We start from the raw sequence: 25286 nt of genomic DNA on the forward strand, positions 1-25286 counted from the left end.
TTATTTTTCTCTAGATATTAGGTAGTAAGGTATTGCTAATATTATTGCTCCACCTACGATATTGCCTAGTGTTACAAATGTTAAATTGTGAACAAAACCACCAATTGTTATTGCTGCTTGATGGGGAATAAATAAACCTATTGATAATAAAGTCATGTTTGCTATGCTATGTTCAAAGCCTGCTGTTATAAATACGAATAGACACCAGAAGATCATAACAAGTTTCCCTATCTCTTCCTTCATCTTAAAAGAACACCATACTGCAAGACAAACTAATATATTACACAATATACCTCTAACAAAAAGCTCTTGACTAGATAGATGCATTTTTGTATTTGTAGCACTTAATATAAACTTTCCAACTGGTCCTGAAGCTAGTCCAGTAGCATAGAATAACCAAGCTCCAAAGATTGAACCTACAAGGTTTCCTATAAAGCTTACTACCCAAACTAAAATAACATCTAACCATGAAACGGTTTTCTTTAAAGCACCAATTGTCATAACAAAATTATTACCTGTAAATAATTCCGAACCTGCAAAAACAACTAAAGAAAGTGCAACTCCAAAGGATGCTCCCATTGCTATTTTGGTAAATGGTGAGCTAGCTGCTGATAGTAGTCCACCTACTGTAAAAATAAGCATAATTCCTAAGCCAACATATAAACCTGCAAAAGCTGACGATAACAAATATCCAACCTTATTCTTTTTTAATAAATCACTTTTCCCTCTTGCTGCCTGGGCAACTTTGTTAATTTCTTCACTAAACATACAAAACCCCTCCTATTTGTCTTTAGTATACTTAAAAAAATAAAACAAGACTGTGATAAAAATCACAGTCTTTAACTTTTCTATTAATAAGATTTACCTACTAATATGAATTATTATGTTTTTAAGCAATACTTGCTCCTATGTCTTTTGTGAACATAATTGCTGTTTTTTATCTTTCCAACAGCTTCAGCTACCCTTGGAGAAGAGTCCGTCTTATTATGTTTTGGTTAAAATATGAAGTATTTTAAAAAAACCTAATGTCCCCAACATATCTTTCTATTGTTTTAGCACTCTTACCATCCTCAATTAGGCTCATCTTGAAATCTACAATTAATTGCCACATCATCTTTACTCTTTTCAATTTCTTTACATGGAAAAAGAGCCAATGCTTCTTCATTAGAAACATTGACTCTTATCATTGTTATAATATATATTTAGTTTTTCTTTTAATTACAGCTCACTACATTATTCAAATTATGAATTAAATTTTTAGTACCTAAACTGCTACTAAACACTTGATTTGTAAATCTTAACAATCATACTAATTACTTTTAAAGTTTTTTTAGTTAGTATTGTTTAAATTTTGCAGTGAACTACTTTATAGCAGTTCAATTCCTACTTGTTCTTTAAATTTAACCTTTAAAATATTTTTACTTTTATCTTTAATTACCATGTCATCGTTAATTTTATTAATGCTTTCTACTTCATTAATTTTACAAGTAAAACCTATTAATTCTTTAAAAGTTAATGTCAAATTACACTCATTACGATAAACATCCATTAGCATAACAAGTTTGAATCCCTTACCATCTTCAAATGAGTAAATAAATTCTCCTGCCTCTTTTTCTGCAATGCTAATGGGTTCATTACAAAATAACTCTAGTAATTCATATTCATCATACTTAATATCCATAGTTCCCTCCTATTTAGGTATTACTGTAATTACATCTGCATTCTGATTTACAACAACTTTCACACTTTCTGTTTCATGTAAAAATGTCCCTTCACTATTTCCTGGAATAGCAGGTGTGTTTTTAACTGCATCTTCAATTACCATTGGTGGAATATTTCTTGGTTCTACATACTTATTAACAAAATCACTGCATTCTTTAGTAGTTGCCTCTAGTCCTTTAGATTTTGCTTTATCTGTAGCCTTTTTATATAGTTCTGCCTTTACCTCGGAGTATTAGGCGCCATTCTTTCAAGGGCATGTTTAGAATATCTACGTCCATTAATCACACTTCCAGCCTCATCCATATTCCAGAATCCTTTTATAAGCTGTTCCTCAGCTTCTGCCGCCCCTTGGGGCAGAGTCTGTCTTATTTTCTTTTAGTGGTAGAGCCTACTCTTTTCAACATCTACCACTATTTTATCCTTATAAAAAACAATGAACTAGCCTACTTATTTTTCAGCTAGTTCATTTAGTCTTACTCTTACTGCATTATTAATATTATGCAGTCAATTTATAATTAAACCTATTATTATAAATACATATACTCTTTGTATTTTATAATATTTATCCATACTTATAATCTTATGCAGTGACTTTTTATATTATAATGCATTAAGCTTCAAAATCGAATACTTCTGTAAACTTAAATCCTTCTAATCCGCTATCTTCTATTAGATTTTTAAATTCATCATTTACAAAACTATCTATTCTCTTTATTACACCATCTAAATATATTTTAAATATAGGTACTTTTTTAGCATTTTCATTAAAACAATATTTATTAACATCAATAATATACTTATCCATAAGTATCTTTAAGTCAGATTTTTCATAATCAACGCAATCAATTATACTTAATATATTCATTACATAATAGTTTTTATTATCCCTTTTATATATCATTGGTAAAAATTGAACATGTTCATTAAACTTACTGGACATTATTTCTTTGGCTTTCTCACTAACAATCAATGGATTACCTCCAGACCACAAATGTAAACAATCTGCAAAAGGCTTATCAGTATCACAGGCTCTTAATTCCAATTCAGACCACTTATCAATATATATACCTTTATCCAAGAATTCTTCAAGTATAGCTTTGTTATCTTCATCTTCTAAAAAGAATCCTGCAAAATCATTAACATTCTTATCTATTTTCCAAATTTTCATTCAAGTTTCTCCCTTTCTTTATATTCTAATTATGGATTTTTAATATACCATTCAGTAGGTCTTTTCTTATATTTTGCAATTCTTCACTAACTAACATTTTACCTTGTGTTGCTGATATACCATGTGCTTTAACATAATCATCAATCAATGTTATCCTATTTTCAACTGCCTTATAATACTCAGCTGAATGTCCTCCATTATGCATAGCCTCAGTAGTAACATATTCATTCCTCTCATAAGGTAATAGAACTCCATTAGATGCCGAATCAACATCTATTCCATATTTAGAAAGTATTCCTCTTGAAACACTAGCCTTCTCAGCATCCCATGCCACAATATGGTGACATGCATTCCCATATGGAGGCGGTGTTATGTTTCCATTATACAATTCTTTTCTTAATATATCAGCATGTGATTCACTAGCAGTATGCGAAACTTTTAAGCTTGTATTATTCATGACCTTTTCATACTCAGCTATTCTCTCAGCCATAGATATAACTCTACTACCTTTATAAACATCTTCACAAGCTTCATCAATATATCTACCTGCCTCACTTGCAGTACTTCTTAATTTATTAGCATCACTAATTTCAGATTTATTCAAGTAATAAAACATATCATCATTAGCTCCAGCTAAAGCAGGTTTATATGCTATTCTATTACCCAAATCTATTATACTATCTTTTACATAGTTTAGAAAATCATTTGAAACAGTTCTGAGTTTAATAACAGCTTCAGCTACCCCCTGGTATGATAAGCTTGTAAAGATTAATCAATGGATCTCCCCAAAATCTTTAGTTGTATTTCTTTTTACAATATCAATAAGATATCTATGTCTATTGTTTAATAACTCTAATTTTGAGACAATAATCTCGTATAGATAGAGGTTTACGTACGCCCCCTTGAGGCCTTGACCTCGTGACTAAGACTGTTACCTCATCTCTGCGAGATATTGCGTATAAGCTGGATGTTGATTATATTATTATAATTCTTCGTATATCTAACCAGGATGCAACTTGCATTGAATTGAGGATTCTATCTAAATTACAAGGAGATGTTTTTATGTATATTGTTGGCATAGACATTGGAAAAGCTAATCATGAAGCTACTATAATCGATGAAACTGGTACCATCATCGGCAAATCTCTTAAGTTTTCAAATTCTCATATCGGAGCGAATAAATTAATTGACTACATAATTAAGAATATTGGCCAATCCGACGTTACCTTCGGCTTAGAAGCTACCGGTCACTATTGGCTCTCTTTATATTCATTTTTATTAGATAAAGGTTATACGATTCATGTTATAAATCCCATACAATCAGACAGTTTTAGAAATCTATATATTCGTCAAACAAAAAATGATACTAAAGATTCATTTATTATTTCTGAGGTTATACGGTTTGGGAGATTTACAACAACTAAGCTAGCTGATGATAAGTTACTTTCCTTAAGACAGCTTTGCAGATATAGGTTATCTTTAGTAGATAGCGTATCTGAACTTAAATGTAGAATAATTACGGTCCTAGATCAAGTTTTCCCTGAATATGAGAAACTGTTTTCTGACACATGGGGGATAAGTTCTAAAAAACTACTATAAAAATATCAAACTCCTGAAGAAATACTAGAAATTGATACAAGTGAATTGGCTAGCTTTTTAAGTGAAAGTAGTCGTGGCCAACTTGGCTATGCCAAGGCCGAAAAAATAAAAGTAGCAGCTCAAAACACTTTTGGTATCAAGGTAGCTCAAAGTGCATTCAAATTCCAACTTAAACAACTTATTGATCAAGTATTATTTATAGAATCCCAAATCAAAAGTTTAGACAAGGAAATTGAATTTTATTATAATCAGTTTGACTGTCATTTAACCTCAATTCCTGGTATTGGAGCTGTAACTGCAGCTATTATACTAAGTGAAATAAGCGATATTAAGCGTTTCAGTAATTCATCTAGCCTAGTAGCTTATGCCGGAATTGATCCTACGGTAAAGCAATCTGGCCAATTTTCATCTAACAATAATAGAATGTCTAAGCGTGGTTCTCCTTACCTCAGAAGAGCCTTATTTCTTGCTGCTTCTACTTGTACATTACACGAAAGTTCCCTTAATGATTATTATAATAAAAAACGTAGTGAAGGAAAACACCATCTCACTGCCGTGGGAGCGGTAGCTCATAAACTTACACATATTGTTTTTGCTATTATGAGAGACAATAAGGACTATGAACCTTTATCATAATCCTTATCTAAATACTTCTTTGATAAAGCTATTAAAAAATCTGTTTCTTTAATGGCTTATTTATCGTGTATTAAATTTATTTTACTTATTCAAGATTCAAATGCATATTGTGCTAGTTTTCTAGGATCAATATTAGCATTTTTAAGATTATGCAATGGATTTTTTTCAATTATTCCACTTGACTTCACATAGCTGGTCTTGGGGCAGAGTCTGTCTTTTCTATCAACCTAGTGTTTTCAATGTTTCACACTATTTTTAAACTACTTCTAATCACTTACCATTTTTAATGTTATGTAGTTAGCATTTTAACATTAATTGCCTTAGTCTATTAACCTAATTTTATCATTCCACCTCTTTTATTTCCACATTAGGAATTATTTAGTTTTTTCAAAATCTATTATTAACCTAATTTAAAGTAAAAAATATCGACACTATTGAAGTATCGATATTTCAGTTACAACGGTATTTTCTTCTTACTTTAGGTTGAAGAGGGGGATAAGGTGGTAGAGTTTTTTAAAGTATTTTTAATCTCATTAAGTTAAAATATCTTTTAAAAATTATCTTCCACTCTTCCCCCTTTGCCCCTACTCACTGCTTTATTAATATTATGCTATCAGTTTTTATTATATCTCACCAACTCAGATGATTAAAATCAATATAATTTCAACCTATTCCATTTAGTCGAATATTTTGTAGTCTGTTACAATTTAATTATGCAGTTACTCACAAGGTGTTATCATATTAAGTAGTTCATCAAAAGAATCACATACATAATATAAATTATCATTTAGTAATTCATTTAATGTTTTTTGCTCTATCTCTTCTTCTGTAAAATCTTCCTCTGTATAAGCTGTCTCATGGTCAAGAAATACAATTGAAGGTTCATTTATATTCTTTCTGTAATCAAAGAAAAATAAATTCCCAGCTCCATCAATTGCAAATGGAATTATTATTTTAGGTTCTGGTAAACTATCTTTAAATACATTATAGAATTTTATAACTTTTGTATTTTCAATGTTACTATTATTATCGTAACTTAACAATGCAACAACAGCATTTTTACCATGCCAATTTTCAATGTTAATTATTGCCGTTTTCCATAGTCCTATTTTATCTCTTACTTTAAGCATTCCACCATCATGTTGTGTGACAGCCTGAATATATTTTTCAGGAAATTTTATATTAAAATTACTTTCAATCTTTTTAATAATATCTTCAGAGTTTTTAACATTTATATCCCATTTAAACTTTTCGTTCATATTACATCCTCCTTGTTAATTTAAAATTATTCGTCAGCACTACCACTCCCCCAAATAGAATCTCCTCCATTATGTTTTGCTGTGGCATGTGTCGTTTCATCAACAAGCTGCATTCTACCTGTTTCAGGATGATGATGCCAAGTGTAATTTCTTATCTTTGATTCTTCGTTTATTATATCACTAATCTGAACATCATTAAATCCTTTATTTTTAAGGTAACTTTCTAATGTTTGTCCTGATTTATTTGATTCTTGTTGCATAGCACTTTTAAATTTTCTTGTAGCTACCTTCATATGTTCTTCACTAGCCATATTACTAAGCCCTTTTTGTTTTACAACCACATCATCAACTATCTGTAAATCAACCTTAACTTGATTTCCTTTAAAAATCGGAAAGCCTAATGGGTCATACTCAACTACAATTCCTCCACCAAAATCAATAACCTTTCCTGCATTCTTAGAGTTTATTAAAGATGGTGCCCTATTTAAATCAGTTCTATTAAGATATCTGTTTACATTATTAATAGTTTCTTCAAGTTTATTTGCATTTGTATATCCCCATTTAGTTACATCAATTTCGCCTGTAAAAGCTTTATAAAGTAATTGCTGAGTACTTCTATATCCTTCTGGTACTACAACCCTTCTTAAAACTTTTCCTGAATCATCCATTAAATCCAAAACAGTTCCTCTAAACCTTACTTTTTTAACTACTCCAGCAATGTCAGATGCTACTTCATCGATACTTAAATATCTTCCCGCTGCTCCAGCAATACTTTCAATCTTTGACATATTGCTGATTTCTGAATTATTTAGTATCGTCAGAAGTTCTTCAGAATCGCCTCCCCCTGCAAAAGCTGGTCTAAATCCAAGTCCATCTCTCAACTTGACTACTTTACCACTTACATAGTTTAGGAAATCACTTGAAACAGTTCTTATCTTAGAAACAGCTTCTGCCGCTCCCTCAGTAATATTCAACGCCTCAGCAGCCGTCATTCCTTTTTGTACTAGTGATCCAAGCTTTGTTCCTTTTGATACCTTGCTCAGAAGCTCTAAGCCTTGTTTTATACCCTTGGGTCCTACTACTGCTATAAAGAGCTCTCCAACTGCTCTTCCTATCATTCTTGCCTTTACATTGCCATCACCATTCGTGAACTTATTAGCTATTTCATCAAGTTCATTTTTTACCATTTCCATTAGCATTTTGTACTCTTCTGAGTCTTTATTGTTTGCTGCATATAACAAGAATCCAACTGCTTCTGCAGATTTTATCGGATGTGTTATAATCTGAAACATTCCTTGTAGATTATCTGCTGCGGCATCTTTTATCCCACCTAAGAAACTTCCTATCAAAGTTAAAGCAGTTACTTTACTTCCACTATTGCTTACATTTACATTGAAGCCCATAGTCTGTTGAGCGTAGCTTCCGTCATTTCCTGTTGCTATTGCCGTTACTGTATGATCTCCATTTGCTAATTCTGATACTTCTATAGCATACTCAAATCCGCTCTTATCTGCATTTATATAGCTAGGGTATTGTTCCTTTATCTTTGGACTTTCTATTTCTGTCACTGCATAGTTTTTAAAGTTCCCATCTATTAGTATTTTAACTGATTTTACCCCTGAAGGATTTAGTGACCACCCTCTAACCATTAAATTATTACTATCATTATCATAGGTACTTACACTTTCGATATTTATCATTACTGGCGCTTTTGCTATAGTAACATTTTTACTTTGGCTTACCACATTTCCGTCATTTCCTATGGACTCTATCTTTATATTGTGATTTCCTGCCTTTAGTGTATTTATATCTAAATTATATAGAAAACCACTATTCTCAGCATTATCATACTGTGAAAAACTCTTCTTTACATCTGGTCTTGACAAGCCAGTAGTTGCATTAACTATAAAGTTTCCATCTATATATACCTTAACTTGGCTTACTCCACTTTGGTTTAAGGACCATCCATATACCTTTAAACTACTACTAATATTCTGTCCTTCAGTCAAAGAGTCAATATTAATTCTTGGAATTAACTTTACTATATTTCTGCTGCTTTCAATACTGCTTCCATCTCTACCTATTACTCTAGCTAATATTGTATGATTTCCTGGTGAGACAGCTCCCTCATTTATTGTATACCTAAATCCACTTGTATCTGCATTTTCATATTTAGGATAAGCATTTTTTACGTCTGGTCTTGAAATTCCTAAACTAGCATTGCCTTGTAATTTTCCATCTAAATATACTTCTACTCTACTTACTCCTGTTTGAACTAACGCCCATCCTTCTACATTAAAGTCTCCTTTAAGCACAAGGTCATTAGTAGGATAATCAAGATTCATAACTGAAGGTAGTTTGCCAATATTAGATTTTAATATATTAATTACTGCGTTGCTTACTTTTTGTGAATAAGCTCTGTTAATGATATCTTGACTGTTACTTGGCCAAGGTAATTCTACTAAGGTTGCTTTCGCTCCTATGGACTGTGCCCAAGAAGAAAAATATCCTTGCCCATTTAATCCACCCTTATGAGCAAATCCGAATTCCTTATCAAAATATCCACCAATTTCACTATTTCCTATAGTTGTATTTTCCCATCCATGAATATCTAGCACTACCATTTCATCAGACTGTGCTTTAATACCATTTACTAAGTTTGCTAAAGCCTTAGCTTCTGATGGTATTAAGCTAGTATTTCCTGTTTTATTTCTTGGATTAGTAAATATACTAAAACCATCTGGGAAGTCTCTATTTAAATCTATTCCTTCTTTTATAGTTGTTCTTCCAGGTCCATTATTGGTTATACCATCTATAACTCCATCAGGGTTAGCGCATGGCACTATATATACTGACCAAACATCCAAACCTCCATTGGCTGCTGAGTAACCAGCTACATTAGAGATAAGATTCGCTGCTATCTTAACTAATTCTAGACCATCAGAGGCCCACGCATCTTCGAAACCATGAATAGCAAATACTGCCACTAAAGCATTTTTTCCATTTCCTACTCTGTATACATTAAGACTTCTTCCTTCACCGCTTGTCCCATACTGATTTGCCTGTACACCTTGCACTGATATAGTTGGTAAAACTATAGGTTCAGCTTTAGAGATTGTATTAGATGGTACATAACCTCTTTTTAAACCATTTGGAGTACTGTATTCTATATATGCATATCCGTATTCATCTGGAGTTAGTACAGATACTCTTTCTTGATTTTCAATACTTCCAAGCGTTGCATAGGTTGAGTATGGTCCTGTGTAAGTAGTTTGAGCTGTACTTGATATTCCTCTATATTGCTGAGATCTTATATAAAGAGCATCAGAAAGACTCCCTCTATCTGCTATATTGTTTCTATCCGTATACCCTCTTTTTCTTCCTGATTTGGTATTATACTCAACATGATACCAATTATCGTTCCACTCTAAAGCAATAACAAACTCACTATTATTCACAGATCCAATAGATACATATGTGCCTTGATTACCTGGGCCAGAGTATGTTGGTGTATCTACCTTAGCACTACCTAAGAACCCTCTTTTTCTTCCCATAAGAAGGTTCGCTTGCACAAAACCTCTCTTAGTTCCTGAACTACTGCTGTATTCAATATACACAAATCCGTTTTGAGTTTTATTAAATACAGTGATACCTTCTCCATTATATACTGTACCTACAGAAACGTAATTAGTTCCTGGTCCTGAATATATAGTTGAATCACTTGTCAATCCATCACTGTAGCCAGTATAAGATATACTTCCTAGTCGTGAAAATACATCTTCTTTATCTTTAACACTAGTAAGGGGAACAAAACCTCTTTTAGGCCCATTTGCTGTACTATATTCAATGTACAGCCATCCTCTCTCTGCTCCAAAGCCAGTAACCATCTCATTGGTATCTACACTTCCTATATTAACATAGTTTACTGTATCTGGCCCTGTATACACAGCATTTCCTTGAAGCATCTGCACTGTACTAGGTGTACCTATAGTTGCATACAATGCAACTCTACTTACAACCCTAAGTTTAGTTTTTGGCTTCTTATCACTTATTTCCTTGAGTATAGTGGCATTGCTTTCCCTTGAACTTTCGTCAAGCTGATTTAGAAGCTTTAAGGCTAATTCATTGCTTAACTTGCCGCTTTCAAGCTCTTCAAATACCTTAGAGTTTAATATAATTAGCTCACTAGTCTCATTGATTAGCTTGTAACTTTCTTCAGTCGTAAATTTACTTTTTAATAAAGCGTCAGTTTTATCATCATAATATACAAAGCCATTATCCTTGCTAAGTATTATCCTTTTATCACCATTGATCAGCTTATCTAAAAGTTTAGAAAAGATATCTGATTTTAATGAATCTATAATTCCCTTTTCCTCTGACTTTAGATAGCCTTTTTCATTTATGTAGTATTTCTTGCTTGAAATATAATTAATTAAGTTAAGTACAAACTGCCTATCTTTTTCTGGTATCCATATACCGTTCTCCTTTGGCAGTTTATTAAGATAAGTTGATAGCTTATCTTTTTCTAGAGAAGTAGCCTCAGAAAACAGTCCCGCTATGCCTGCTTCGAACTTACCTTCCTTCGTAGTTAATGGATTCTCTTCTTTAACTTCTGGCTTTTCTTCTGGTTTATTATTTGCAATATCAGGCTTAGCTTTATCCTCTAAAGGCTTTTCAGGCTGATTATTGCCATCTTGTTTTGGTAAAATTGAAGCTTTGTCTTTTACAAAATAGCTGCCAGCCTTATCTAAGGTAATATTTATTAAACCTTTTTCCTTATCTAATACAAACTCCTTACCTACTTCCTTATACTCATTATTCTCTAAGGAATATATTCCTAACGCTTCAGGCTTTGTATTTGAATTATTAGCTATAATATATTTAAAACTTAATTTTCCATTATGTTTTTCAATATACTCTTGGTTTATCTTAAGCTCTGTGTCTAAGGTACTTTCAATAAATTCCTCAGTTATATTTACTTTTTCTACTGCTTTTATTTCAGTGCTAGGAGGCTGCTTGCTATTTTCCTCTTTATTAGTTAAGGTAGGTTCTTCCTTTTTCTCAGAAGTATCTTTCACATCTTCCTTAAATTGCTGCTTTTCTTCCTCTGCTTTAGTACTTGTATCAAAAGTATTAACCTTGTCTGCTTCTTTCTTTTCTTTACTATCAGGTACAGCTATCTTTTGCGCTTCTCCTGATTTGTTTTCGCTATTAGCTTCCGTTGAAGCTCCTACAGTATTTTCATCAGATTTTTTATCTTCCTTCTGATTAGTGTTCTCTTGTTTTTGCTCATCTTTTTTTGTATTTCTTACATTAGCTTCATTTTCTAAATTGGTTGAAGCCTCATTTTTATCAGCTTTATTTTCTGTAACCTCATCCACATAAGTTACTATCTCTTGCTGCTCTGCTCGTTCTCTTATCATATATATGCCTGGCTGCTTTACTAGGAAACTTATTTTCTTAGTACTTACTTCAAGCTTCACATTTTTTTGCTCTGTAAGTAAGCCTTTATCGTCCATAGCATATATAGTGAGTTTATTCTCATCTATTTTTATATTGTTATCATAATAATAACTTAAGGTTAACTCCCTATTGATAACCTCTGTGTTATCCTTATTGATAACAATCAAATCTTCTACACCATAAAGATCCTCAGAAACAGCCTTAAAGCTATGTTCTTTAAATTCCTGCTCTGACTGCTCCTTCAGTTTTTGTAAAAGCTTTTCATACTCCTCATTACTTAACTGAACTGTGTTGGCTTTATTAGGAGTAGCATCACTTTTACTTTGCTCATTGATATTTACGTTCTTCTCCTTTGCCACCTCAGCCTTTTGTTCTTTATTTACCTTAGAGACTTCCTTTTCTTCTTCATGATATAAAGGAACCTTAAAGTTATTTAACGGATATTTAGCTCCATTATCATCTATAAGAGCTACTTGATACTCATATTCCTTATCTAAGTCTATAGTTTCATCTAAAAACAGATTTCCCTCTGCTCTTTCTACTATAGTCTTATAATTCTCTTCACCAACAGCTCTTCTTGAAATTGTGTAGAACTTTAAGGCTTCTACCTTGTCCCACTTTAATTCTATACTGTTAGGCTCTCTTTTCCAATTCAATTTAATCTGTAAGTTATTCTTATCTAACTTATTTTCTAGAGCTTTTAGATCTTGTACTACTACAAACTTAGTGACAGTCTTATCCTTATAAGAAGCTGTCAATATAGCCATACCAGTGCTTACAGCTACTATTTTTTTATCTTCTATGGTAAAAACCTTTTTATTATTAGACTCATATTTAACATCATCTCTTAGCTCTATAGTGCTTTCTTTGTAAACGCCATAGGCCTTTAAATCTATCTTATTCCCTACATAGATAGTCTTTGAAGCAAGTTCCATTTCCAATCCAACTAAATCACTGCTTTCAACTGCTAAAACTGTTTCAGACACAGTTATAGCAGTGAAAACCGTGACTAAAAACATAATTACAAAATTCTTTAAAAATCCCTTAAAACTTTTCATAAAATCTCCTTTACAAAAATTAAATTATTTAACACCCTACCCTCCTTTATCCAAAAATAGCAGACTCATTGTATCAAAAATAATTCTTATTTACAACACATTATCCCATGGTAATTTCATACAAATCTAAAAAACTGGCCAAATTGCCTTTTCTGAACCTATGTGAAAAAATTCTGACAAGCGATAATAATTCTTCTTTTTTTATTCTTTATGTCGTGTATACATTTAATCCATTTATGCATATTTAAATAATACTTCACCTAAAGTACTATCTTATAAATAAAGAATACTAAAAAAGTCGCTGAAGAGCCCTTCTCAATGGCATTAAGTTAAGAGAATTCAAGAAGCTATTACATAAAGTGATAGCTTCTTTTTTCAGAGTTAGCTGTAAATGTTCAACCGAAATGAAGAAAATAATTTTAAAAATTGCATGCAAATAAAGCAGGCATATATCCCGCTAAAAAAAACTATTAAATTAATCATTATTATGCTACTCTATACATGAAGCTTACGGATGTTTTTTCAGACATATTTCTAGGTCGCGAACGACCAGGTCGAATCGGTGTTATGTGCCTAGCAATCAAAGCTTCTATATTAGGTGGAGTAACTTTACCAAGGAAAAACTGTCGGCATATATGCGCTGCAACAGAAAAGTTGACTTTGTAGTCGTATTTCCTGTTCCTTTTCTTTATGATTACGTGTTGGGTAATTATTTCAGAAAAGTTGTACATAATTAGCCTTGCATATATTTCCTGGAGTATGTACTCCACCTTTTTTGAATGAAAATGTAGCAATCCAATAGTATATTTCAAATCACGGAATGATGTTTCAATTCCCCAACGCTTGAAATAGAGTTCTTTTAGTGTTTGAGGTGAAAATTTCGTTCTATCTAGGTTTGTAACAACAACCTCATAAGTATCATCAGTAATTTTAAATCGTACAATCCGAAACGGTAGTTTGTACATTACTGTAGGATCACTTTTTCTATTTGTCTCTGGGAGATAGTCAAATGTCTTATTTTTCCCAATTAGTCTATAATGATTTTTATCCTTAAGCAATTCTTTCACTTTATTAGTTTGTTTTCTAGTAAGGTTTAAATCAATATCAACATCAAATTCATCAGCAGATGGAAGTTTAAATCCATGTAAAACACCTGATGCATGACCATGAAAATCTTTTATTCTTATTAGGAATTTCCATCCTTTTTGTTGAATGTGTGCCATATTGTTATAAGATTCATACCCTCGATCCGCAAGGATAATTGCTGGAGTTTTAATAGTAGATCTGTCTACCATGTCTGTTAATGCCTTACATTCATTGGAAAGCTTTCTTCTCAGCACAATTACGTCCTCGTAGGTATGTTGATTAAGATCGTATAATGCATTTAAATGCAAAAGGTTGTACGGTTTCCTAGAGTCTTTAAATTCATATAAGGAATCCAAATCGTTTTTATTTGTTGGAATATGTATGTCAGATCCATCGACAGCCAAAAGGCGATAGCCTTTAAATAGATAATCAGTTGTTGTTTTGTTAACGAAGTTATGAAATAATTTTTCAAATGCCGTAGTCAAGATCTTTGCCCTTTGTTGAACAAAGGCCGCCGATGTAGCTGTGTCAATAGAGTATCCCCATTGATTTAAAAGCTCATTACTTAAAGTATTTCCTTCCATTCCTAGCAAAGAAAAAATTATTTTATCAAAGGGAAGTTTTCGATTTCTAAGGAAATCCTTGTCGGGATTCCTAATATTCTCTTTAGGATTATCGCGAAGCTCTTGAATAAGTTCAAATAAAGTGGATCTCAATTCTTGTGACTTAGTATTCATATGTATTCTCCTCGTAATTGAAATTTCTCTCTAATTACAAGGGCCGCTTTCACTACCTTTAAAACCATTGGTAGTGAAAGCGGCCACATATTTTTGAAATGCTGTCAAGTGATAATTAAAAAAATAAAAAAGACCCACAGCACATATTTGTGATGCAAGCCTTTCCTTAACTTAATGCCATTGAGAGCCCTTCTTCAGCGAGCTTTTTTTGCGCATCTGCCTTTCCGAATGTATATGAGGAAAATATGGCAGGCGAATAAGATTTCTTTTTTTACTTTTTATACTAAAAAGCTATCCTAAACTCTTTATAATTCCAAGTGTAACTAACATTATAAATTCACTTTCCTTAAAAGTAAAAAAAGAACCCTTGAGTCTTCAAGGGTTCTTATCTACCAAAGGTATACTAGCTTTCAGTATAAGTTGAGATTGTATCTTGAGTTACGTTTATTGCATTATTAACAGCATCTAAAGATCTTTGAATCTTTTGTCTGTTTTGATCTTTTTCTACTGTGTTTAAAGCATCTTGAAGATGTTGTTTGCAATGGTTTAACTCATCAAATGTAGTTTGAACGTTTTGTCTTGCGTTTGCCATCACTAATCCCTCCTTTTATATAATTTGACCAGAGAACTATAATATATATTCTCAAGCCTCTTTTCAACGAAATTATTATGTGTAAATAGTCTATAAATAATTCACAGTAGAGAACTTTTTTGAATAACTGACTCTACTACTCTTTCCTATGCATAAGATTTTTAGAACTTATATGCTTAGGAGTGGTATATCTTTAACCTAAAGTTTGATAAAATAGTTTTATACATTTTTTAAGAAGAGGTTTATATGACAAAGCTCAGTATTGAAAACATAAAAGATTTAGAGATATTTCTAGGACTTAATAATGAAACTTTAGAGAAACTCTGTGATCTTGGAACCATAAAGGAATATAAAAAAAACTCTCAGGTGTTTTTAGATAAGGATACTGTAAACAATATATTTATTGTCCTCAGTGGGAAATTCTCTTTATATAAATTAAGCGAAAACGCTCAAAAGAAAATAATATTTATACTTGGAGAAGGAAAAATACTAAATGAAGTAATCTTAGACGATCTTCCAGCTTCAATCTACTGCGAAACCTTTGAAGATGGTAATCTTCTTGTATATGATAAAAAGGCTTTTATTGAACTTATGAGGGAAGACTTTGACCTTACTAGAAATGTTCTCAATTCCTTAGCAATAAAAGTAAGAAGACTTTATAGGCAAATGAAAAACACAACGCCTATAAAAATAGAGAAAAAGATCGCCGCAAAACTTTGGAAACTATCCAAGGACTACGGTATTCCTCATCCTTTAGGAACTTTAATAGATCTTAATGTATCTGTAACTTACCTTGCAGATATGTTTGGAAGTCAAAGAGAAACTGTTTCTCGAGCCTTAAAAAAGCTTACAGAACTAGATTTGATGTTATTTGAAAGTAAAAAGATTATTATCCCAAACAGAGATAGACTTTCACGATATTTTAAAGATATAGAATAAAAAACTTTAAGGAGATTAACTTATGAATAATGGTCAAGAGAAATTTTTAAATTTTATTTTAGAAAGAGTTCAAGAAGATAAATTAGAAGAAGCAAAAGTAATGCTTCTTGAAAACTTCAGAAAGCAAGATGAAGATACTTTCACACAACAAGATATTATGGAGTTTATTCCTAAGATGCTTGCTATACTAAAACCTGAAAAAATAGCAGAAGTTCAAACGGTTATGAATCAATTTTCATCTAACACTAATCATTAACAAAAAAATCGCTAAAGTCTTTTAGCGATTTTTTTGTAACTCAAAATATTATTCCAAACATAACTGATTTGTAAAAAACTATAAATTCTTACAAATCTCTTCTGCAAATTCAGTGGTTGTAGCTGTGCCGCCTAAATCTGTAGTAAGTACCTTTCCCTCTACAAACACCTTTGAAAGAGCATTTTCAATCTTTGTTGCATGATCATATTCACCGATATGCTTAAGCATCATTATAGCAGATTGGATTAATGCAGTAGGGTTTGCTTTATTTTGACCTGCTATGTCAGGAGCACTTCCATGCACCGCTTCGAAAACAGCATAATCTTTTCCTATGTTAGCCCCAGGGATTATTCCAAGACCTCCAACAAGACCAGCACATAAATCCGATAATATATCTCCATATAAGTTTGGCATTACCATAACATCATATTTTTGAGGATTTATAACTAGATTCATAGCTGCAGCATCTACAATTAAATCGTTAAACTTAACTTCTTTGTTTTCTTCCGCTAATTCTCTTGCAGTATTCAAGAATAAGCCATCTGAAAGCTTCATTATATTAGCTTTGTGAACAGCAGTAACCGTTGATCTTTGGTTGTTTTTTGCATATTCAAAAGCAAATTCAACAATTCTCTTACAGGCTGGTTTTGTTATAAGCTTTATGCTTTCAGCAGCATAGTCCCCAATTTTATGTTCAATGCCAGCGTAAAGATCTTCCGTATTTTCTCTCACTATTACTAGATCCACATCAGAGTATCTTGATTCTATTCCCTTAAAGCTCTTAACCGGTCTAAGATTTATATAAAGATCAAGATTTTGCCTTAGAGTAACATTTACGCTTTTAAATCCCTTTCCAACTGGAGTGGTTATTGGCCCTTTTATAGCAATCTTATTTCTCTTTATAGCTTCTATTACATGTTCTGGAAGAGGTGTACCATACTTTTCTATCTGAGCTTCTCCTGCTTCAACCTCTTCCCATTCTATATCAACTCCTGATGCTCTTAACACCATCTTCATAGCATTACTTACTTCAGGTCCTATTCCATCTCCAGGTATTAAGGTTATTTTATGCATTGACGCTACCTTCTTTCATTAAATCTTTAGTGTAATTAAGCTTTCCACCAGCTAAAAGTATCTCGATCTCTCTTTGGGATAAGTCAGCTATTACCTTAAAGTTAGTTCCCTTAGTTATATTTTCAACTGTAAGCTCTCCATTACAGATATCTTTTTCAATATTGTTTATTGTTAAATCATCTAAGAGTTCAACAGTGTCATAATCAGCTTCATCTTTAAAGGTTAAAGGTAGTATTCCGCTATTTATTAAATTAGCCTTATGAATTCTTGCAAAACTCTTCACAATTACCGCCTTAACGCCTAAATATAATGGTGCTAAAGCAGCATGCTCTCTGCTTGAACCTTGACCATAGTTGTTTCCTCCAACTATAAATCCGCCCTTATATTCCTTAGCTCTTGCTGGAAATTCTGTATCTACTGTATTAAAGCAGAAATCTGAAAGATAAGGTACATTTGACCTATATGGTAAAAGCTTTGAGTTTGATGGCATTATGTGATCTGTAGTTATATTGTCTGTTACCTTTAATAAAGTCTTCCCTTCTAGAGCATTTGTTAATGGTACACCGTTTGGAAATGGCTTTATGTTTGGTCCTCTTACAACCTCAACCTCAGAAGAAGCTTCAGATGGTTTTAGTATCATAGAATCATCTAAGATAAATCTTTCAGGAAGCTCTACAGTTAAATCAGCTTCAAATTCCTTTGGATCTGTTAATACTCCAGTTATTGCACTGACAGCTGCAGTCTCAGGACTTACTAGATAAACCTTAGCAGTTAAAGTTCCACTTCTTCCATAGAAATTTCTATTGAAGGTTCTAAGAGAAACCCCTTCTGTTCCAGGCGCTTGCCCCATTCCTATACATGGGCCACAAGAATTTTCTAGTATTCTTGCTCCAGCACTGATTATATCTCCAAGAGCTCCATTACGAGAAATCATCTCCATAACTTGTCTTGAACCAGGAGCTATAACTAAGGATACATCTGAATGAACCTTATTACCTTTAAGTATCTTAGCCACCTTCATAAGATCTTCATAGGAAGAATTAGTACAGCTTCCAATTGCTACTTGATCTACTTTAATCTTGCCGATTGTTCTTATTTCCTCAACATTGTCAGGGCTATGTGGTTTTGCAGCTAGAGGTTCTAGCTTTTCTAGCTCTATAGTTATTTCTTCATCATATAAAGCATCTTCATCTGGTAGAAGTTCTTTCCAATCTTCTTCTCTTCCTTGAGCTTTGAAATACTCTAAGGTTCTTTCATCGCTTGGGAATATGGAAGTTGTTGCACCAAGCTCTGCTCCCATATTAGTAATTGTAGCTCTTTGTGGAACAGATAGAGACTTGACACCTTCTCCACCATATTCAAATACTCTTCCAACTCCGCCTTTTACAGTAAGCCTTCTAAGAACTTCTAGTATTACATCCTTTGCAGAAACCATTGGAGAAAGCTTTCCAGTAAGATTAATCTTACATACTTTTGGAGCATTTATAAAATAAGCTCCGCCTCCCATAGCAACAGCTACATCAAGTCCACCTGCTCCTATAGCAATCATTCCAACTCCGCCAGCAGTTGGAGTATGACTATCAGATCCAATCAAGGTATCTCCAGGAGTTGAGAATCTTTCTAAGAACACCTGATGACATATACCATTGCCAGGCTTTGAAAATAAAACTCCATATTTGGCTGCTACTGTTTGTATATATCTATGATCATCTGCATTTTCAAAACCTTGTTGAAGCATATTGTGATCAACAAAGGCTACAGATCTTTTTGTCTTTACTCTATCTATTCCCATTGCTTCTAATTGAAGATACGTCATTGTTCCAGTAGAATCCTGCGTAAGAGTTTGATCTATTTTTATCCCTATAGGTTCCCCTTGTACAAGTTCTCCTTCAACTAAATGTTTTTCTAAAATCTTATATACTAAATTTAATCCCATAGTAGGCTCCCCCTTGTTTTAAGTATTACTTATCTGAAAAGTCCTTGTATAGTTGTACAAGTTCCTTATCAAAAAGACTTCTCTTAAGCTTCACTGATAGCTCTCTAACCATAGCAAGTAGCTCATCAGCTTCTTTTGGAGAAAGCACTATATCATATTCCTTAAATTTATTAACTATTGCTGCCTTTCCTGAATGCTTGCCTATAACTATTTGTCTTTCTAGTCCTACATCAGAAGGTTGGAACACTTCATAATTTAAAGGATTTTTTATAGCACCATCAGCATGTATACCTGATTCATGTGCAAACATGTTAGAACCAACAATAGCCTTCCAAGCAGGAATTTCTCTTCCTGAGGCCTTAGCAACATATTCGGATACTTCCTTGAACATTTTTGTATCCACAGTTACATCATATCCATATACATGTTTTAAAGCCATCAACACTTCCTCTAGTGCAGCATTACCAGCTCTTTCACCTAGCCCATTTACTGTAACTCCTAAATGAGTTGCTCCACCAGCAAGTCCAGCTAAGGCATTGGCAGTAGCCATACCAAAATCATTATGTGTATGCATTTCTATATCAAAGTTTGTATTGTTACTTAAAAAACTTATATCTTCTAGTATCTTTGCTGGATGCATTATACCCACAGTATCACAGTATCTAAACCTATTAGCTCCAGCTTTCTTTGCTTCGTTTATGAACTGAACAAGGAAATCTCTATCAGCTCTTGATGAATCCTCACCACTTACAGAAACATAGAGTCCATTTTTCTTTCCGAACTCTACTGCTCTAATCATATTTTCAAGCACCCATTCTCTTGAAGTCTGAAGTTTATGCTGTATGTGTATGTCAGAAACAGAGATAGATATGGCTATTGCATCCACCCCACAGTCAATTGATTGCTCAATATCACTTATAACAGCTCTATTCCAAGCCATTATACTTGATTTTAAGTTTTTCTTTGCAATTGCCTTTATAGCTTCTTTTTCGTCTCCTCCCATAGTTGGAATACCAACCTCAAGCTGATCCACCCCAAGATCGCTTAACATTTCAGCTATGGACACTTTTTCATGATTTGCAAATACAACACCTGCTGTTTGTTCACCATCTCTTAATGTTGTATCCACTACATAAATTTTTTTACCTGTTCCTTTTTCAAAAACAGCCATTTGAGTAACCCCCTTTAATTATTGCACGACAAACTATCACATTAATCAATACATATTTTGTCATCTTTTGTAATTTTAACTTATAATTTATTACGTATAGTTATATACACTTTTTATTATAAATCATTCTATCATACTTTTTTTAAGAATACTATACCAATTATGATAAATTAAGAAAATTTAGCTATTTTCTTTTTTATTCTTTATACTATACTTGCATTTAAGCATCAAAAGCATATTTACGCACAACTTTATCTATCTTACAAATATAATAAAAAAAGAAGCTCTAACCCTAAAGTTAAAGCCTCTTTTCTATATTCATTGCAAGCGTAAAATATTTAATTGCTTCTCTCACTTCACCAATTTCATGGTACATATTTGCCATCTCAATGTATCTGGTATATCTTTGAGAATGGTTTCCGAACTTAACCAATGAATCTATAGAGAGATTCATGTACATTTCTGATTGCTCATAAAGTCCTTTTTTCTGGAATACATAAGCTTTTAAATAATATGATCTCTCAATAAGTCTCACATTGTCGCAGCCTATTGCTATGTTAAGTGCCTCTGAAGCTATTTCATCTGCAATTTCTAACTCTCCATTTTCTATGTATATGGCAACAGCCTTATTTAGTAACTCACAAAAATAGTCATTTCTGTCTCTCGGAAACATATCCATTGCTTCCTTTACTTCTTTTATCCCCTTTTCTCTTTCGCTGTTCTTAAAATAACACTCTCCATAAAATAACTTTGCTTTTGCTAATTCCCTTTGATCTTCCTTAAGATAAGTCAAGGCCTTATCCCTAGAATCCCCACCATCAATTTCACCAAATCTTATTAATAGTCCTGCATATAAGCTTAATACCTTGCCCCTTATGATGACATCTTCTATTTTTTCAAAACTATTAATATATTTTTTTAGCAAGTCATAGGCTAAATCATCCTGCTTTAACTTTAAGTAACAGCGAGCCTCAGAATATATGATATCTGCAATATATTCCTGACTGATATCATCAGAGCTTATTCTTAGCTTGCTGTAATAAGCTAAAGCCTCATTAAATTCTTTGTTATTGAAGAAATATTTAGCCATATCTCTATAAAATGTAACGGTTTTGTCTCCTAGCTTTTGAGATATATCATAGTATTCATTCATCATACCTTGTATATCACTATACTTAAGCTCGTCCAAATAATAAGTAAACAGAAGATGCATAAATTCAAAAGCTAAATCATTATAACCATAATGTATAGCGTAACTTATACTCAACCTTAAATCTTCCTCATAGTCATAATCCTTGATTCTCTTCTTAAAAGCTTCAAGATTATTTTCAAGTTGATCTTTAACATCCTCATTTAAGTAACTTACATCTAAATCTAGCTTTTGCGCAACAATCTCTATGATCCAAGGCTCTGCTTTTACTTTACCATTCTCAATACAGCTCATCTTAGAAATAGATATATTCTCATCGCACAACTCTTTTAATGTTATTCCCTTATATATTCTAGCTCTTTTTATCTTTTCTCCGGTTGATAAAATCTCCATTCCCCTCACCTATCAAAAAAAACTAATTTCTAATAACGCCAATTTTTTTAAAAATTCCTACACCTTCATCTAGGAATTTTGCTGCTTCGCTATCGTTTCTTTGATCTAAATAGAACTTTCCTACCATAACGGCAATTTCTCCAGCTTTTTTAAAGTTTTCGCTATCCTTTGAAACTTTAAAAGCATCTAACAACACAGCTTCTGCCTCCAAATAGCTTTCTTTTATTACTAGAACTCTAAACTTGATAAGCATAAACTCTATAATATCTGAGTAATTACTTGGATCTATACGTTCTTCAATCTCTTTCATAACCGCTGTACACTTGGAAATGTCTTTTAGCTTAATATAATTCTCACAGATATTAATAAGTGTTTCAGGTAATTTGCTGTCCTTATTTTTCTCTCTAAGTTCCTTAGCTATCTCATAATGCTTGAAAGACTCTTCTAAGTTTTCAAATTGATAGAATAATCTTCCTAAATTATTTTCAATATAAGATATATTCTCTAGATCTTCTAGTCCTTTATACACTTCTAAAGTTTTCTTAGAATACTTTATAGCATTAGTTAAGTCACCCTTACTATTATATTCCTCTGATATTAACAACAAAGTTTTTGCATATTTTTTCTGGTCATATATTTGTTCAAACTTTTGCTTAGCTAAAAATGCATAATTCATTGAATTCTTGGCATCTTCTAACTTAAAGTATGTCTTTGAGATTGTAAAATATATCTCTCCTAGTAAGAAGTCATCACCAATATTACGATCTATATATAGCTTTTCCGCTTGTTTCAGATATGATGTAGCTGAATGATACGCTTTTAACTCAAGTGTTATCTTTCCTAAATATAGAAAGGTTTTTACCATTTCCTCGTAGTTGTTGTTTTTTATAAAAATAACATTAGCTGAAAGGAAAAACTGTTGTGCAGACACATTCTCACCCTTAGCCATATAGATCTTAGCCCTTAAATATAGGTTCCTAGCTTTTCTATATTCTAAGTTGTATTTTTCCGCATAGTAAAGTGAATTTTCTATATACTTCTCTGCGGTTATTGTATCATTATCTAATATATAAGATTCTGCCACTTGTTCAAAATACGTACATATGTTTTCCGCTTGAGTTTCTTCTGATTCCATTAAATACTCTACAGAAGTTTTTAATGTTGCAGCTAAATATTCAAGTAAATCCATGGATGGATTTGATCTTCCAGACTCTACAAGACTTATCTGCCCAGGTGTGATTCTGTCACCAGCTAAATCCTTTAATGTCATATCTAATTCTTTTCTTCTTCTTTTTATCTTTTCTCCTAATGAAAGAATCTCCATACGCACTCTTCCTTTTTCCTTAATTATGTAATTTTTTTATAAATTAAAATTATAATTTATTATAACATAAATATATACTATTAGAACTGTTAAACTAACAAATTTCTTTTATTTTTTATAAAATTCCCTATTTTATACAAAGTTTTTGTAAGATTTTATACTTTTAATTTTATTTTTGGATTAATTACTGGAAATACTTCACTTTTTTGCCTCCTTTTTTCCAGCTACATATGGGTAAAATATGAAGTATAATACATATTTTCATTTCTTGTCCTATATATTCATTTAGTCTACCCAGTGACATTTAGCCACAACTTTATCTGAAATACAATTTTCTATGAAAGAGACAAGCTTTTAAATTATACTTTATTAGATATCTAGTCTTAGTGTTTGATTACTAAAGCAAAAAAATACTCGAGGAAAATCCTCGAGTATTTTTACTTAAATATGTTCATCATTCCATCAGCTCTATCTTCAGCAAGACTCATAACCATTCTTCCTGCTCTCTTTAAAGATTTTTGAGTTTTTCTATCTAGCTGAGGCAAGATCATCATGCCAAATGCTGCTCCGACTATTGCTCCAGTAGTTACACCACTCATAAATTTTCCCATAATCCAGCACCTCTTTTTATTAAATTTTCATTTATAGATTATGCATTTTTCAACAAATTATTTGCTCCAATATATTCCTATGAAACTCCTACTTTTCCACAAAAAACATAGAAACTTCTCTATTATATATTGTTGAGTGGCTTTTTCTGAGTGCTTCCTCTAACTTAAGCCTTATTGAAGTGATCTAAATAAACTTTTTTAGCATAACTTATAATCTCTTCTTGTTTTCCTTCTGGAAGAGCCTCTATTATATCTATAATTGATGCAGGCACTTGAATCTTAGATTTATTACTATCCATAGAAACCTTAGTATTATCCTCACCATCTACAATAATATTCTCTGAGTGCTTAGGAGATAATCTCTCGATTTCCCTTTTTATCGTTTCATTTGATACCTTTAATGTATTGCTGCTTAGCCATCTAGATACAACCTTCTCAGAAGCTATGCCTAGTTTTTCTTTACATTTTTCATCTACAAGCTCATTAAAGAAATCACCGGTATGACTATCAACCTTTACAAATATTACTTCAAGACCCTTACTCATAATCTCATTCATCCTGGCATGATACTGCTTAGATGAGTCATCTTTTCTTTCCCAAAACCCAGTAGCATGATAGCATATTCCAGCATAATCATGGAAAAGAACCATCTTTTTCTCTCCAATACTAAGAGCATACTCTGCAGCTTTTACAGCTGCCTCAAGCTCTCCAGCAATTTGCCTTATGTTCTTTTCGGAACTACTCTTTCCAACACCACTATCAATATATTCCACCACATTGTCACGAACCGCCACTACCCCGTAGGCATATTCCTCAGTACTTATGTTATAACTTCCATCAACATAGGCATGCAAACAATCCATTGGGTATTCATGCTCACCCTTTTTCAATATATTTCCTTGTTCATCTAAGAACTTCCTAGCTTCCTCTAAGCTTTCAAAACTCTTGTATTTTGCTCCTTTTACGCCCTTAACAAGCTTCAAGCACTGATCCCAAGTGTTTACTATTATATTTTCTACCTTTTCATTCTTAGAAAAGTCAAAGCCTTCTTTTATTGCGTATACTTTCTTTCCCATATATAACCTCGCTATATTTTTATAGATGTACCGATT

General features: G+C 32.4%; 20 protein-coding genes. 4 read left to right on the forward strand and 16 right to left on the reverse strand.

The features are described 5' to 3' along the window. The 5 genes from C1I91_RS22345 to C1I91_RS22365 all read right to left on the reverse strand — a co-directional run bounded on the left by C1I91_RS22345 (position 1) and on the right by C1I91_RS22365 (position 3557). Positions 1 to 768, reverse strand: coding sequence for a formate/nitrite transporter family protein (locus tag C1I91_RS22345; RefSeq protein WP_128214877.1), 768 nt, complete (start codon positions 766 to 768; stop codon positions 1 to 3). Positions 769 to 1366: 598 nt separating this feature from the next. After that, positions 1367 to 1681, reverse strand: coding sequence for a hypothetical protein (locus C1I91_RS22355; RefSeq protein ID WP_128214878.1), 315 nt, complete (start codon positions 1679 to 1681; stop codon positions 1367 to 1369). Between the two features lie 9 nt (positions 1682 to 1690). After that, the gene (locus C1I91_RS29480) at positions 1691 to 1825 is read right to left on the reverse strand and encodes a hypothetical protein (protein WP_275051634.1); all 135 of its coding nucleotides are present in this window, start codon (positions 1823 to 1825) and stop codon (positions 1691 to 1693) included. 507 nt (positions 1826 to 2332) lie between these two features. Next, the gene (locus tag C1I91_RS22360; RefSeq protein WP_128214879.1) at positions 2333 to 2890 is read right to left on the reverse strand and encodes an imm11 family protein; all 558 of its coding nucleotides are present in this window, start codon (positions 2888 to 2890) and stop codon (positions 2333 to 2335) included. Between the two features lie 25 nt (positions 2891 to 2915). Further along, the gene (locus C1I91_RS22365) at positions 2916 to 3557 is read right to left on the reverse strand and encodes an AHH domain-containing protein (protein ID WP_128214880.1); all 642 of its coding nucleotides are present in this window, start codon (positions 3555 to 3557) and stop codon (positions 2916 to 2918) included. Between the two features lie 395 nt (positions 3558 to 3952). On the opposite strand from C1I91_RS22365, the gene C1I91_RS29215 reads away from it, so the two are divergent. Further along, positions 3953 to 4489 (forward strand): IS110 family transposase, encoded by a 537-nt coding sequence (locus C1I91_RS29215; RefSeq protein ID WP_238475866.1) that lies wholly within the window; start codon positions 3953 to 3955, stop codon positions 4487 to 4489. A 45-nt stretch (positions 4490 to 4534) separates the two neighbouring features. Next, positions 4535 to 5125: an IS110 family RNA-guided transposase gene (locus C1I91_RS29220; protein WP_238475867.1), complete on the forward strand. Its 591-nt coding sequence runs from the start codon at positions 4535 to 4537 to the stop codon at positions 5123 to 5125. A gap of 719 nt (positions 5126 to 5844) precedes the next feature. Here C1I91_RS29220 and C1I91_RS22375 read toward each other — a convergent pair. The 4 genes from C1I91_RS22375 to C1I91_RS22390 form a co-directional block, all read right to left on the reverse strand. Then, entirely contained in the window at positions 5845 to 6384 is a 540-nt protein-coding gene (locus C1I91_RS22375) for an SMI1/KNR4 family protein (protein ID WP_128214881.1), read from the reverse strand. Positions 6385 to 6410: 26 nt separating this feature from the next. Then, a complete protein-coding gene (locus C1I91_RS22380; protein ID WP_128214882.1) occupies positions 6411 to 12905 on the reverse strand; it encodes an Ig-like domain-containing protein in 6495 nt (2164 codons plus the stop codon). Positions 12906 to 13390: 485 nt separating this feature from the next. Further along, entirely contained in the window at positions 13391 to 14728 is a 1338-nt protein-coding gene (locus C1I91_RS22385) for an IS4 family transposase (protein ID WP_128214883.1), read from the reverse strand. Between the two features lie 403 nt (positions 14729 to 15131). Then, positions 15132 to 15320 carry an EscE/YscE/SsaE family type III secretion system needle protein co-chaperone gene (locus tag C1I91_RS22390; protein ID WP_205694246.1) on the reverse strand — a complete coding sequence of 63 codons (189 nt, stop codon included), beginning with the start codon at positions 15318 to 15320 and terminating at the stop codon, positions 15132 to 15134. Between the two features lie 246 nt (positions 15321 to 15566). Between C1I91_RS22390 and C1I91_RS22395 the strand changes: the two genes are divergently transcribed. After that, positions 15567 to 16259: a Crp/Fnr family transcriptional regulator gene (locus tag C1I91_RS22395; protein WP_128214885.1), complete on the forward strand. Its 693-nt coding sequence runs from the start codon at positions 15567 to 15569 to the stop codon at positions 16257 to 16259. A gap of 22 nt (positions 16260 to 16281) precedes the next feature. Next, positions 16282 to 16515 carry a hypothetical protein gene (locus C1I91_RS22400; RefSeq protein WP_128214886.1) on the forward strand — a complete coding sequence of 78 codons (234 nt, stop codon included), beginning with the start codon at positions 16282 to 16284 and terminating at the stop codon, positions 16513 to 16515. Positions 16516 to 16593: 78 nt separating this feature from the next. Here the strand turns inward: C1I91_RS22400 and C1I91_RS22405 are convergent, their stop codons facing one another. The 7 genes from C1I91_RS22405 to C1I91_RS22430 form a co-directional block, all read right to left on the reverse strand. Next, complete coding sequence (locus C1I91_RS22405) at positions 16594 to 17589, reverse strand: isocitrate dehydrogenase (NAD(+)) (RefSeq protein WP_128214887.1); 996 nt, start codon at positions 17587 to 17589, stop codon at positions 16594 to 16596. Continuing rightward, positions 17582 to 19525 (reverse strand): aconitate hydratase, encoded by a 1944-nt coding sequence (locus tag C1I91_RS22410; RefSeq protein WP_128214888.1) that lies wholly within the window; start codon positions 19523 to 19525, stop codon positions 17582 to 17584. Before C1I91_RS22410 ends, C1I91_RS22405 begins: the two co-directional genes overlap by 8 nt. Positions 19526 to 19550: 25 nt before the next feature. After that, a complete protein-coding gene (gene nifV, locus C1I91_RS22415; RefSeq protein WP_128214889.1) occupies positions 19551 to 20696 on the reverse strand; it encodes a homocitrate synthase in 1146 nt (381 codons plus the stop codon). Between the two features lie 298 nt (positions 20697 to 20994). Next, positions 20995 to 22239 carry a helix-turn-helix domain-containing protein gene (locus C1I91_RS22420; RefSeq protein WP_128214890.1) on the reverse strand — a complete coding sequence of 415 codons (1245 nt, stop codon included), beginning with the start codon at positions 22237 to 22239 and terminating at the stop codon, positions 20995 to 20997. A 22-nt stretch (positions 22240 to 22261) separates the two neighbouring features. Beyond that, complete coding sequence (locus C1I91_RS22425; RefSeq protein ID WP_128214891.1) at positions 22262 to 23563, reverse strand: helix-turn-helix domain-containing protein; 1302 nt, start codon at positions 23561 to 23563, stop codon at positions 22262 to 22264. Positions 23564 to 24000: 437 nt separating this feature from the next. Continuing rightward, the gene (locus C1I91_RS28365; protein WP_164880621.1) at positions 24001 to 24174 is read right to left on the reverse strand and encodes a hypothetical protein; all 174 of its coding nucleotides are present in this window, start codon (positions 24172 to 24174) and stop codon (positions 24001 to 24003) included. Between the two features lie 164 nt (positions 24175 to 24338). Then, on the reverse strand, positions 24339 to 25250 hold the full coding sequence (locus C1I91_RS22430) for a ribonuclease H1 domain-containing protein (protein ID WP_128214892.1): 912 nt from the start codon (positions 25248 to 25250) through the stop codon (positions 24339 to 24341). Positions 25251 to 25286 lie beyond the last annotated feature (36 nt).

This window comes from Clostridium manihotivorum (assembly GCF_004015185.1).
Lineage (GTDB): Bacteria > Bacillota > Clostridia > Clostridiales > Clostridiaceae > Clostridium_AR > Clostridium_AR manihotivorum.

Coding starts and splice junctions, on each gene's coding strand:
- C1I91_RS22345 (WP_128214877.1), bottom strand. CDS start 768: ATGTTTAGTGAAGAAATTAACAAAGTTGCCCAGGCAGCAAGAGGGAAA.
- C1I91_RS22355 (WP_128214878.1), bottom strand. CDS start 1,681: ATGGATATTAAGTATGATGAATATGAATTACTAGAGTTATTTTGTAAT.
- C1I91_RS29480 (WP_275051634.1), bottom strand. CDS start 1,825: ATGGTAATTGAAGATGCAGTTAAAAACACACCTGCTATTCCAGGAAAT.
- C1I91_RS22360 (WP_128214879.1), bottom strand. CDS start 2,890: ATGAAAATTTGGAAAATAGATAAGAATGTTAATGATTTTGCAGGATTC.
- C1I91_RS29215 (WP_238475866.1), top strand. CDS start 3,953: ATGTATATTGTTGGCATAGACATTGGAAAAGCTAATCATGAAGCTACT.
- C1I91_RS22375 (WP_128214881.1), bottom strand. CDS start 6,384: ATGAACGAAAAGTTTAAATGGGATATAAATGTTAAAAACTCTGAAGAT.
- C1I91_RS22380 (WP_128214882.1), bottom strand. CDS start 12,905: ATGAAAAGTTTTAAGGGATTTTTAAAGAATTTTGTAATTATGTTTTTA.
- C1I91_RS22385 (WP_128214883.1), bottom strand. CDS start 14,728: ATGAATACTAAGTCACAAGAATTGAGATCCACTTTATTTGAACTTATT.
- C1I91_RS22390 (WP_205694246.1), bottom strand. CDS start 15,320: ATGGCAAACGCAAGACAAAACGTTCAAACTACATTTGATGAGTTAAAC.
- C1I91_RS22395 (WP_128214885.1), top strand. CDS start 15,567: ATGACAAAGCTCAGTATTGAAAACATAAAAGATTTAGAGATATTTCTA.
- C1I91_RS22400 (WP_128214886.1), top strand. CDS start 16,282: ATGAATAATGGTCAAGAGAAATTTTTAAATTTTATTTTAGAAAGAGTT.
- C1I91_RS22405 (WP_128214887.1), bottom strand. CDS start 17,589: ATGCATAAAATAACCTTAATACCTGGAGATGGAATAGGACCTGAAGTA.
- C1I91_RS22410 (WP_128214888.1), bottom strand. CDS start 19,525: ATGGGATTAAATTTAGTATATAAGATTTTAGAAAAACATTTAGTTGAA.
- nifV (WP_128214889.1), bottom strand. CDS start 20,696: ATGGCTGTTTTTGAAAAAGGAACAGGTAAAAAAATTTATGTAGTGGAT.
- C1I91_RS22420 (WP_128214890.1), bottom strand. CDS start 22,239: ATGGAGATTTTATCAACCGGAGAAAAGATAAAAAGAGCTAGAATATAT.
- C1I91_RS22425 (WP_128214891.1), bottom strand. CDS start 23,563: ATGGAGATTCTTTCATTAGGAGAAAAGATAAAAAGAAGAAGAAAAGAA.
- C1I91_RS28365 (WP_164880621.1), bottom strand. CDS start 24,174: ATGGGAAAATTTATGAGTGGTGTAACTACTGGAGCAATAGTCGGAGCA.
- C1I91_RS22430 (WP_128214892.1), bottom strand. CDS start 25,250: ATGGGAAAGAAAGTATACGCAATAAAAGAAGGCTTTGACTTTTCTAAG.